Here is a 12,335-nt window from a genome sequence, read left to right on the forward strand (position 1 = left end):
CTAACCATGTTTTTTTTCGTCTTAAATATATAGTCATTTTTCAGCCAGGGAGGAAAAGATTGCATGAAAGCAAGTGTGAAAGAGCATATTGAACAGCTGGATGTCGCAAGAGGCGGAGGGATTATCTCCGAAAAAATCCGCGTTGACACAATTGATAACCCGATGCTTGTCATTGGGCTTGGCGGCACAGGCATTGACGCCCTGCTGCGTTTGAAGTACCAGGTTAACCGCCGGTTCAAACTGCCTGAAGATCCACTATCCAAAAAGAAAAAGGAAAAACCAAATAATATTGAGTTTTTGGCGTTTGAAACGAACGAGCATGACCGCAATAAGAATTACAACGGGATTCGTCTCGATCCAAATAAAGAATTCGTCCTGTTATCGAATCCCGAGATTGGCAGCGTGCTGTCAAACCGCAGCACGATGGAGCCTTACATAAAGGAATGGCTGTCACCGGAATTGTCAATTACCGACGGTATCAGCGGCGCCTCTGGGATACGCCAGGCAGGCCGGCTATTGATGTTTACTAAAATTAATCAAGTTGTCAAAACAATTGAAAATAAAATTAATGCCGTCCTTGAGGGGTCAGGCAAGAAATTGTACGTCTTCCTCCTCACCGGGCTGTCCGGCGGAACAGGAAGCGGCTGTTTCCTTGATATTGCCTATATCGTCAGAGGAATCATGGATAAAAAATTCGGTTCCAAAGGTGCCGACAGAGTCAATATTCTTGGCTACCTGTTCACACCTGACGTGAACCTGTCCAAGAAGGGCATCAGCTACCACACGGCCGAATATATCGAGAAAAACGGCTATGCGGCCTTAAAAGAATTGGATTACTGGATGAACTGTGATGAACGAAAGGAACGCTTCATTCAGAAATATGGGACGATGCTGTCGGTAAACTCACAGCTGCCGCCATTCAATCTCTGCCATTTAATCTCTGGGACCAACCTCGAGGGAAAATGGCTTGAAAATGCTTATGATTACTGCATGAACGTCACGGCAGAGAATATTACCAACTTTATGGCAAGCGAGGATAAAGGCTCTGGCGATGAGTTTGCCATCCATGACTATATCAGCAATATCCAAGCCAATATTGCCAGTATGCATAAGCCGTATCCTGCCAACTATCAATACAATATTATCGGGGCGTCCATGGCGGAAATCCCGCTTGAGGAAATGACGACCTACCTCGGTTACAAGCTGTTTGAAAAAATGGATAATATGTTTGAGACACGGCCTTCGCAAACCGATGTTGACCAATTTGCCCAACGGCTGCGGATTGATCCCGAATCCCTGCACCAGCGCTATAATGAACGGGTGCCCCAGCCTCTATCAGGCTACGAAAATAGCGAGCGATTCTCGTATAATAACGTGATAAAAACATCGGTCACCAATATTGACGAAGAATTAAACCGAGAATATCTGCTAAGAGCGAAGGAACAATATCGCCGCTGTACGAACCAGCTGCCAGGCCAGATGATCGAAGAGTTCCGCCGGCAAATGGAAAAAATGTTCCTGCAAGGGGATAAGGGGCCGATCTACTCGTCCCGCTTAATCTATTTTAAGGACCAGGCCTGCTTATTGGCGAATATAAAAACCTATATTCATAACTTAGAAGCCCATCTTGAACAGCTGCCGGCGGCCATCCAATCCGAGCAGGATTTTGCGTACAATAAGCTCGAGGATGCCAGAAGCGCGTTTATTTCAAAGGATAAGAAAAAGAATGCCTACATTGGGGCAAAGCTTGACGAATTCGATAAACGGGTTGAAAAAGAACGCATTGAAGAAATGATCCAGTTTTATGAGGATTTGTACCAGCAGCTTAATAACTTGAACAGCAAAATTTATGTGGTGTACAAGGAAATCCTTGACGCACTGCGGACTATTTTTAAACAGAATGCCAATATCCTGGTTAATGGGACCGAGGTACGCGAGCAAAATAACGTCACCTATTATTGGCAATTGGTGAATGTTCCGGATGTCGCTAAAGAAATCCAGAGCATGTTTGATTCCAAAGATGGAGAATTGCTCATCCAGGATTGGGCGCAAATGCTGCTTGAAAAATCAGCAAATTGGATCAACGAGGACGATGTCGATATCGTCGGCAGCGTTTCTGAATTCCTGAGCGACCAGTTCGGCGGCTTGATTACGAAATCAATGGAGGACTTCCTGCGGCTTAAGTTTGGTGAAGATATGCCAATCGACCGGATTATCGATGAAAAGATTGCAGGCCGCCTTGATCATGATGCCCTGCCGGTATTCCACCTTGCTGACAGTCACGGCTCCCTCCACTTCCCAGAGTGGGGCTTTGTCTCCGTCCCGGTTAAGGCGCCAAATATTCTTGCCGGACTCAAAAGCTACCAAAGGCACTCCATCAGCGGGTCCAAGTTTACGATTAAAGAAAGTGAGCTGAAAAACCGGATTTTCTGGTTAAATACCAAAAACGGAATTCCATTGTATTCCTACTCACCGCTTTCACTTTATGAAGCATCGTACGAAAAGACGATTTTGGAAAAAGAGGGCGTGGGCCGGCACCTTGTGCAAAATGCAAACGAAAACTGGGCCTTCCTTCCGTCTCCGATTCCGGAAAAATCATGGGGAGATACGTACCGAAACGAACGTCTGCATAATTACAATTCCGGGATTCGCGCTTTGTTTGACCAGGCGATGGAATTCAAAGTCATTAGTGAGAAGGATTCCGATCAAGGCACGAGTGCCCGCTATCAATGCCATTTTACAAAGGAATTTAATATGGACGAATTATTCGCCCAATACGAGGTTGATCCAAAGAACATCGACAAAGCGAGCCCTGGAAGCTTGAAGCAGCTATACCGTCTGCTGAAAGACATGTTGAATGGCGGCATGGAAGTAGATGGCGCAAGCGATATTTTCGGCAGCACCAACCTGGAAGTCGCCAAGGAAAACTTCATCCGCTCTCCTAAGCTGATTGAGAAAGTAAAGCTTGAGGTTAAAAAATACAGCCTGATCAAAGAAAAGATGGAAGATATTCAACAATACATGGCCTCCCAGGATGAACGCGAGGCTGCCTTGAATCAATATATTCAGGCGATTTATACGAAAACGATTAAGAAGCGCGGCGCTCTTTATGTATATGATAAAGAGATTGAGGAAGACGCTTGGGAGCCGTTTATAAACTTGATGAAGACGACCAAGTTTGTCGAATTTGAACTGTTTAATGCGTTCAAAGGCTTAAATCAAAAGAAGAAGGATCAGCTGGAGAAGAAATCAGAGCAGCGCAGCAACGAGATGATTAACCAGGAAAATGCGACGGAGCTAATCGCCGCATTGGAAGAAATGGCTGCCACCTATGCCAAGGAAAAGGAAGCTCTCGACTATGACTGGCAGGATCTCGCCAATGGTGAAGAACTCTACGAATTCTATAAGGATATGATGATCAAAGTCAACGAGATGCTGAGACAATTGAAATCTTAATAAGAATAAACTGGCCACATGCAGAATCTGCTTGTGGCCGCCTCTTATCACATGACTATTTTTTAAACAGGGTTTTTCTACAGGGAGGAAAACAGCCTTGAAGGAACTTTTACAGAAATACGCCATTACATTTTCGAATGAGCTGGAAAAAATGACACTGGAGGAAAATGAACAGCGAAGTGTCAACCATCCGGTCGTCTTCCTGTTCTTGGGTGACCAGGTCAAAGATGCCATGACATCGATTATGCAAATTAATGAAGAAAAGTGGCATAACAGCTCAGGTGTGTTATATTTCCATGCCTATCAAACTGACACCATCACCCACGAAAACGTGTTATCCATTCAAGTGCCGGGAAAAGGGTTTGAACGCCAAACGATTCGCAAAAACATGTACGAAGCGTTTACAAATGACGATGATAAACTGATTGAACTTAACAAAGCCTTCCGCAAACTATCGGTGAAAATTGCAGAATACGGCAAGGTTTATTCCTCGTTGATCAAGATCAATCTCTGTGTCGTAACCGCGATTAGCGACCCGGCCAATATCCTGATTCAGGAAATAACCCTGCTATTAAAAAGCATTCTTCAGGAGTCCTTTAAAAACGTCGAGGTCGATTTATACGGTTTGCTGAAGGAACGGCAAGACGAAAATAATTTCGCCTTCTCTACCTCACTTGGGATGAGCTTTTTAAAGGAATTGGATTATTTCCAAAGCAGCCACTATTCGTTTGAAAAGGATATGCAGTTGACGGAAGATCACTTACGCCTGCCGGTGATTCATGCCCCTTCTCCGCTCTTTGATATGGTCTACCTATTGAGCGATAAAAATGAAGCAGGGTTAATTTCTAGTGAAGCCTCACAACTAAACTACGAAATTATTAGCAACTTAAACCTATTAAAAAACCGGAAAATGATTACCGACTACCATGAAAAGATGGACAGCTACAACCATCAGGATTTTAAAAACGGGATTAGGGGGAATTCTGTTGACCCGGTGTACGCCTCAGCAGGGTTTGCCAAGGTCACCCGGCCCAATAAAGCAATTGCCCTGCATGCCGCGAGTTACTTTTTCCAGGAGTATTTACGTAGCTTAACGGAAGCAAGCGATGAAAAGCCTGACACCGTTCTCACCTTATTGGAACTGTCGGAATCCCATTTTCAAAAACAATACCAGAACCTCCTTCCATCGAGCGATAAGCTTGATGATATGAATGGGTTAATGGGTGTCACTCATTCCTATCAGGCGATTAAAAAAATGTCGGTTCGCGATGCCGAGTCCCATTTATATGAAGGCGTTACCCAGAGATTCTTTGCCGTTAACTTTGAAGAGCCTGTCCGCGAGCATCTGCAGAAATTAAATTTGAAGCAGCATATTGAGCGCTGCCTCGATGAAAACATTATTAACAATGAAAAATACGGCCTGCACTGCGCCTATTTATGGACTTCAGAAGCTTCAGGCCAGGGAATCAGTGTAATGAATGAAATCGGCCGAATGCTGCGTGAAACGAAAAGTGAACGCTTGGAGGTCGAAGCTCGGCTCGAGCAATACTATCAACAATTGGTCGATCACTGTGACTTCAAAAAGAGCTTGCTGCCTTTTTCGGATAAGAAAAATTTGGCCAGCTTTATACAGTACTTTTTTGAAGCGGTTTATGGTGCAAAGCATCAGCTGTTGAGGCTGGAAATCAAGCAGGCCATCCTCTTGCAATACCTAGAGGTGCTGCAGCAAACACATCTCTCCCTCCGCAGTAAAATCGAGCTTATCAATCAAGTAGAATCACAGCTGAAACAAGCGGCAGCCGAGAGTCTATATGATACAGACGATTATTTGGATAAAAATATCGCCGAGTACTATGCCGGGATTATTAAGACAATAACCGGAAAGCTGAGAGACCAACGCGGTGCTGCTATCCTTTCCAATGAGCGGTTTTTTGGCAACCTGCTCAGCATTTTGGAAGGCGGTGCCAACGCGCTGTTAGAAAAATTGCTTTCTATTTGTAACCGCGAAGTCTTAACCCAACCTGAATTTCACCGCAGCTTTGAGGATGAACTGCTGGAAAGGGCCAATGTCGCCTCCGATTATGCTAATCAAGAGATCCTGACAAAGGACGATTTATTTAAGCAATTGTACCAGCGTCTATACGAAAACTCGGCCATCCAAATCGAGGTGTTCCACTATTCACAGGAACACCGTTATGAGGAAAAATACTTCTTCGGCGATTTTTACAGCAAGTTTATGAATTTTGCCTTGGAAAAGGAACAAGAAACACGCCATTTCAAGGTTGGATGTGCCCATGAGAAGGATTCCAGCGGGGTTGAAAAATTAACACTGATGGGCGGATTTAAACTAAAAGACCTCATGTATTACCAACATGGTGAACGGTACTACAAGACCTACTCCGAGAATGGTTATGAGTTCCATGCGGAAGCCATGGAAACCCACACTACACAGTAAGGAGACCAAAAAATCATGCCTGTCCGTAAATTTAGTTTGCTTTTCTTTATTTTTAGCATCATCGCCGGCGTTATCGGGGCCCTGCTCGGTGAATGGTTACTAGAGTCCTATTATGGGATTTGGCCCAACCTGCTGTTGATTGGTGTCTATTTTGGCCAGTTGGCCTTTCTCGCGGGACTCTTCTGCCTGCTGGCGGAAATCATCTCGCCGGTCATTAACGGCCAAAGCTGGCGGCGGGAATATACCGGGCTGTCATGGAAGGTGCTAATCCCTTCTACACTGGTCATGCTGTTTGCCGCAGGTCTCTTGTTTCAATTCTTATATTCTGTTAATTTTTCAAATATCAAACCACCGGATGATCTTGTCGTCGTGTTGGATATTTCGGGCAGTATGAATGAAACGGATCCTAAGCATGAAAGCTTAAAGGCAGCCGGCGAGCTGATTTCCACGATGAAACCAACCAACCGGGCCGCGATTATTTCCTTTAATGACCAAGCCTTTGTGACAAAGCCGATGTTTAACGTAAATGACAAAACGGAGAAAGCGGATGGTATTGCCGCGGTCAATAGTCTTGACTATAACGGGGACACCGATATCGGCAATGCCTTGGATACCGCGATGCAGGAGATTGATGCCAATCAGGCAGGCCGCAAACCGATGGTGATCCTGTTTTCAGACGGGTATAGCGAGCTTGACCTAAACGCAGTGCTAGAGCCCTATCAAAGCAAGGATATTGCCATCCATACCATCGGGATGAGCCAGATTGACAGGAGCGGCGCCCAGCTGCTTAAATTGATTGCGTCTAATACCGGCGGTTCTTTTTATGATGTCAAAAACGCTTCACAGTTAAAAAATATCTATGAAAAAATATATCTGGAAAATCAAGACCGTTTGCTTGTGGCGGAACGGCACGGTGTGTTCAAAACAACCCTCTGGCTTTCCATCCTCCGGGTTGTGCTTGTTACCTTCATCGGCGGACTGTTTGGCTTAGCCCTTGGAATCGTGTTTGACAACCGTTTCCTGGCAAAAAGCTATTCGATTACCGGCTTGATTATGGGATTGGTGGCCGGACTCGTGCTTGAGCTTGGCTTGCAGGATTCCGCTGCCCTATCCGGGTTCTATTACCGGCTTGCTGCCGATATTCTGTTAACCGCAGCAACAGGCCTTGGTACTTTGTTCATTCCGATTCGTGAAAAATTTTCAGGCGGGGTCCCGTATCCTTCCGGCAGAACCAATGTTTCGCTTGGCGGTTCGTCCAAAAGACGAGATCCGCTCAATAAAGGATTTTAACGGGGCCTCTCGCCCTTTATAACCAACTAGAATTCAAGATTGTGGGTGAAAGCTGGTGAACTGGGAATCGATACCATCTGATAGCTATGAAATAAAAGATATAAAAAAAACAGTAAGAGATTCAGAGCTTCATTTATCATGGTTTTGGCCAAATGAAATCGATTTTGTTTATCTTTACAAAACGTTGGCTGAAAAGCAAAAGCCCGTAAGCGAACTGCAGAAGGCCGATTTGCGGCTATACACACGGGAGGAATATAAGGCCAACCAAGGATATATAGGCAGAGTCGATGCGATTGGCCAATATGCCTACCGCATCTTCCCCTGCCAAAAACGTGATGGGAAACTGATCGTTTTTGCCCAGGAAAACGACCACAATCTCATGTATGTAACAGGGGCCAAGGCCAAGATTTATTTTTCGATTGATTATAAAAATAGATGGTTCAGTTCAAAGAAAATGGTGAAAATGTCGATTATGACAGAGATTCCGCTTGAAAAGGATCTGTTGGTTTATGTGAAAAAGCGCGGCAGCACTCCGACTTCGATTGAAGATGGAACCCAATTCCCGTTTATCCGCGATTTTGCATCAGGAGAAAATGAGCAGCCCGAAATAGAGATTGATAAAGATGAATACATTCGAATCTTTTTTAGCAATGGCAAACAATCAGCCCAGAGCTTTGAGCTGATTCCAAAATAAGGAGAGACCTTGAGATGTTCGGACTACTAAAGAAAATGTTTGGAGCAAAACCAGCAGAAACAATCAAACTGCCATACTATGATATTGTTTGTCCTTACTGTTTTTCAAAATTCCACCATGAGGACGTCGTATTCCGCGCGTCCCATCACCGTGATGATGATGAGGCCTTAGCACTTCAGGAGGATGAAGTGTTAAATAAATACCGAGCCAAATTTGGGCTTGCCCCGATTGATGAACTCGAGGCGGTCATCAACCCGGCGACCATTCCGCAGGAAAACAAGATTTACACGAACAATGTACTGATGGGCGTATCGGACAAATATTCCGAGGTGACCAAGAACCGGCTTTGCCCGAGCTGCCATAACGAGCTGCCGATCACGGCCGGCAAATATCCGAGTAACATCATTTCGGTTGTCGGCGCCACTTCTGTCGGAAAATCGGTTTATATTACATCGTTGATTCATACGCTGCAGCGTGTAACGGCGAGTAATTTTAACGCTGCCTGCATTCCGCTGAATAATTCGATCAGCAGACGATTCAGGGATGAATATGAAGTACCTTTATTTGAAAACGGGAATCTGTTTGAATCTACTGCAAAGGAAAAGCGTCAGGAGCCGTTTATTTTCCAATTTGTGTTTAAGGATGAGGACAGAGCTCCGTTAACCCTTGTATTCTTTGATGTCGCCGGCGAAGGTATGACGAGCAAAGAATACCTGCAGCTGCATGCATCGCACATTAAAAACTCGGCCGGCATTCTGTTCCTTGTTGACCCGATGCAGATTCGCGCCATTCGTGAAAAATTGCTGCACCAAATGGGCGAAAATCCAGGGAAAATCGTGGGCTTGGCCGATGAGCCGCGGGAGGTTGTCGTGTCTTTGTTCGAGGATTTCATCGCCCATCAGGAAAACAGCAAAACCGATATCCCAACGGCCATCGTTTTAACAAAGAGCGATTTACTATCAGCGCTAAGCTCCGAGGATGGCGAATATATCCGATCCAACAGCAATGTGTTCCGCAATGTGACACACCGGGGCTTCCTTAACCTTGATGAATTTGACAATATCAATGGGGAAATTCGAAGATTCCTTGCAAAGGTAGACACCCCGTTCGTCGATGCTGTTGATGTATATTTTAGAGATACTTCCTATTTTGCCGTGTCCGCGCTTGGAAGCAACCCTGTCGGCCAGCAGGTGAATGGAATCATCAGTCCTGTCCGTGTCGACGAACCATTTGTTTGGCTGCTCTATAAGCTGGGATTTATTGAAGGGAGACATGAGCAATGAGCGGGAACATTCAACAGCAGCTCTATACCCGAGAGCGGGGCGGGATTTTCAGCACCTCCGACGGCTATGATACGATTGCCATTTCCGATGGGCTTGATAAATCGTTTGTAAAAAAGTACCTTCACCCCTTTTGCTTGTATTCCGCACCAAAGTCGTTAATGGCAAGCAAACAAAAAGATGCCTCCCTTTATCCGGAGGCGGTCACCCTGTTCCAGCCGGAAACGGGTGACCTTGTCATTGGACAAGCTGTGTATGTACCAGCAGATTTCACCGGGGAGCGCAGTACATATTTTATGCATAACTATGTCATTCCCGCGAGTATGAAAGAGGAATGGCTAAAGAACTCGACTAACCTTTTTCAAATAACTGAATTTGCCACTTCCTATGACGTGGAACTTGGAAAGGTTATTCCTGAAAAAGATGCGATTGGCCATGGTCAGCGCGACATTCTTGCTCTGAAAGACGTGCTGCTTGGCAGATCAGGGATTTCCGAAGCCCAGTTCAAACAGCTCCTTTTCGCGGTATTGACTTCGATTGCGGGCAAGAAAAAGGTATTTATATCCTTACCTACGCCGCTTGAGGACTATTCGAAGGATGCGCTTCAGCTTTTAGAATTGATCTATGTTTATTTGCCCTATGCCCACAGGCGCAGATTAGGGGCAATGACGTTCACGAGCGAGCCGGAAACGAAGAATTACATCCATGTGATGTTCTTTGAGCCCGGGACATTAAACTATGCCGACCGCTCCATCGAGAAGCAATTCATTTTCGATTTTGCTGCCGGCCGAATCTCCGGGGTGGAAATCGAGGGCCAAAAACATGAGTATTTGGATTTGGCAATGGAGGCATTTGCCCATTCCGAACGGATTAATCATTTCATGACCTTTGCCGAAGGGGCTTTATCCGGACTGCCTGACGAGCAAAAGCTTGAGCTGTCAAGCTATTATCAATTAACCGACCTGTATTTAACCCTGGTTGACAGTGACGCATCCATTTATCAGCGAAATAAAATTGGCTTTTTGTACAGCCTTGAGAAGTTCCTGCGCGTAAATCATGAGAACAAGCCCGATTTGGTTGCGTTATTTTTAAAACTCATTTCAGAGGAAAAATCAGCAACGGACCCAGCCATTGTCCTGGATTATGTCCACTCGGTATTGGAGATTAACAAAATCGTCCGGCATGAGGAACCGTTGTCCTTTGTACTGCGGACGCTTTCTGCACATCAGACGACTCCGTTATTCCAAAAGCTGTGGAAATTGCTGGAGCAGGACAAGCCTTCTCATCGGGCAATTGTATTATTCATTAAGGAACGTCACGAATATGAATCACTGCTTGGACAATATCTCGAGGAGCGTTTCCAGCCATTAGTCCGGGTTGAAGAAATCCTCAATGAAATAAAAGCGCTGCTGGCAGCGCTATATCTGCTTGATATTGAGAAATTCAAGTCCGTGGCAATTGAAAAATTGGAAGCATCGATTAAGCTTAACCGAAATCCGTTTAAGGCTGTTGAAGCAGTTAAAGAATTTTCTCTTAACGTTCAGGAACCGGAATTGGCCAGTTTTAAGCAAACGATGTTAGTCAAGGCGATGATCGTTTTGCTTAACAACATCCGTCCCGATGCGCTTTCTACTCAAGATATTATGGCGTTCGGGAGGATTTTTACGAATATATCCTTCAAGGATATGAAGGAAGGACCAGCAAAGGATCGTTTTCGAATCACCGAGGTTCTGTACCAATTGTTGAGTAATCCGTCCCAGGCTGAATTTGTCAATCTTAAAGCTTTAAAACGAGGTGAACGGGAACAGGTAAGGGAAATTGTCCAAAGGCTGCTGCGGACCAAAATCACGACTGAACAATTACCCCTGCTAACCATGGCCTACCAGTCAGAGTTCGATGATGTTGATTATGGCGGGCTTTTCAGGCATCTTGTTCAATACGGTGATGACAAAGCAATGCTTAGCTTTATTAGAACGAACTCAAGACCATCCGGGATGAACCAGCAATTATTCCAGCGTACTTTAGTAAACTATCTGGTTAATAATGAAAAATCGATTTGGAAAAAGAAAGAATATCGAAATGAACTGAAGCAAATTAAAAGTTTAAGAAGTATTATAAAAAAAGTAGAATGGGAAACTGCCAATCCTGTTGTGAAATTTTTAAAGCAGCATGGTATCAAACTGGGCATCGCATTCGTGATTCTTGGCGGTGTGGGCAGTGCCACCTGGTTCGGCCTCGACTATTTATTAAATAAGGATGAGAAGCCTAAGGTTGCGAAAACTGGTGGTAAGGCGACGGAGAAGAAAAAGCAGGAAAAACCAGCCCCAACGGAACCGGCTGTTTTCGGACTGAATTCCGAAATCTTTAAAAAATGGACTCCCGGGGTGGACGGTGACCAAACCATTGAATTAAGGTATCCAGATCAGCAGTACAAGTTCACGTTTGGCCCGAAACAACCAAGGGGCGCATTAATAGATGATAAGGGGAACCCACACAAACTTTCATTAAATGTTCAATCAGAGACTAGTCCTTTTGAGCAGAATGACGCTTTAAAGAAAGGATTTTCCATTTATGCTGCACCGTATGATTTTAATGAGGACAAAACGGATGAGTTGGTCATCACAGCAACTGGCGGGACAGAAGGATCCTATATTTGGGTTTATCGGTTCCAGGCCCTTGTTAAAGAAGGCAACCATCCGCTTGAATTACTCTCCTTCAAACAGAGCTCAGCTGATGTGAAGCTCCAAGGGAATTCGCTAATCATACAAAACGGTGAAAAACCCGAAACGCATTTATATCCTTTCCCGGCGAAAGAAACCAATAATTAGTAAGCATTTCTGAAAAGCATTCCTATTTTGGAATGCTTTTTATGTAGCAATAAAGCGCGGCTTTAATTGGCTACCTTACCTGGATTTACTGGTTGATTTCGGTAGCCAATAAACCTTATTGGCTACCCTATTTAAAAAGATTATAAATTTCACCAAATTCTAATCACTAATAATAAAATTCATTAGAAATTATTGGCAAAAGGAAGTTGCCCTTTTAAACCTGCCTTTTGAGTCTCCCGCAAAAATTGTCGATAAATTATCCCATAGTTTTTGACAACTATTTCGGGAAATCCACCGTATGGATGATAAAATGTATTATATATAGAACAAAT

General features: G+C 44.5%; 6 protein-coding genes. All 6 read left to right on the forward strand.

Annotated features, from left to right (window positions below):
* Nucleotides 1-63 precede the first annotated feature (63 nt).
* The 6 genes from M3234_RS00960 (at nucleotide 64) to M3234_RS00985 (ending at nucleotide 12,003) form a co-directional block, all read left to right on the forward strand.
* Entirely contained in the window at nucleotides 64-3,456 is a 3,393-nt protein-coding gene (locus tag M3234_RS00960) for a tubulin-like doman-containing protein (protein WP_262302885.1), read from the forward strand.
* A 97-nt stretch (nucleotides 3,457-3,553) separates the two neighbouring features.
* Nucleotides 3,554-5,911: a tubulin-like doman-containing protein gene (locus M3234_RS00965; protein WP_262302886.1), complete on the forward strand. Its 2,358-nt coding sequence runs from the start codon at nucleotides 3,554-3,556 to the stop codon at nucleotides 5,909-5,911.
* Nucleotides 5,912-5,926: 15 nt separating this feature from the next.
* Entirely contained in the window at nucleotides 5,927-7,201 is a 1,275-nt protein-coding gene (locus M3234_RS00970) for a vWA domain-containing protein (protein WP_262302887.1), read from the forward strand.
* A gap of 55 nt (nucleotides 7,202-7,256) precedes the next feature.
* Nucleotides 7,257-7,895 (forward strand): beta-mannanase, encoded by a 639-nt coding sequence (locus M3234_RS00975; protein ID WP_262302888.1) that lies wholly within the window; start codon nucleotides 7,257-7,259, stop codon nucleotides 7,893-7,895.
* A gap of 14 nt (nucleotides 7,896-7,909) precedes the next feature.
* The gene (locus tag M3234_RS00980) at nucleotides 7,910-9,178 is read left to right on the forward strand and encodes a TRAFAC clade GTPase domain-containing protein (RefSeq protein WP_262302889.1); all 1,269 of its coding nucleotides are present in this window, start codon (nucleotides 7,910-7,912) and stop codon (nucleotides 9,176-9,178) included.
* Nucleotides 9,175-12,003: a GAP1-N2 domain-containing protein gene (locus M3234_RS00985; protein WP_262302890.1), complete on the forward strand. Its 2,829-nt coding sequence runs from the start codon at nucleotides 9,175-9,177 to the stop codon at nucleotides 12,001-12,003. The genes M3234_RS00980 and M3234_RS00985 overlap by 4 nt, the downstream gene beginning before the upstream one ends.
* The last annotated feature ends 332 nt before the right edge of the window (nucleotides 12,004-12,335 follow it).

This window comes from Neobacillus niacini (genome assembly GCF_023715785.1).
In the GTDB taxonomy this organism is placed as follows: Bacteria; Bacillota; Bacilli; order Bacillales; family Cytobacillaceae; genus Neobacillus; species Neobacillus niacini_E.

Bases quoted from the DNA above. Each gene is read 5' to 3' on its own strand.
- M3234_RS00970 (WP_262302887.1), top strand. From the start codon at position 5,927: ATGCCTGTCCGTAAATTTAGTTTGCTTTTCTTTATTTTTAGCATCATC.
- M3234_RS00985 (WP_262302890.1), top strand. From the start codon at position 9,175: ATGAGCGGGAACATTCAACAGCAGCTCTATACCCGAGAGCGGGGCGGG.
- M3234_RS00980 (WP_262302889.1), top strand. From the start codon at position 7,910: ATGTTCGGACTACTAAAGAAAATGTTTGGAGCAAAACCAGCAGAAACA.
- M3234_RS00960 (WP_262302885.1), top strand. From the start codon at position 64: ATGAAAGCAAGTGTGAAAGAGCATATTGAACAGCTGGATGTCGCAAGA.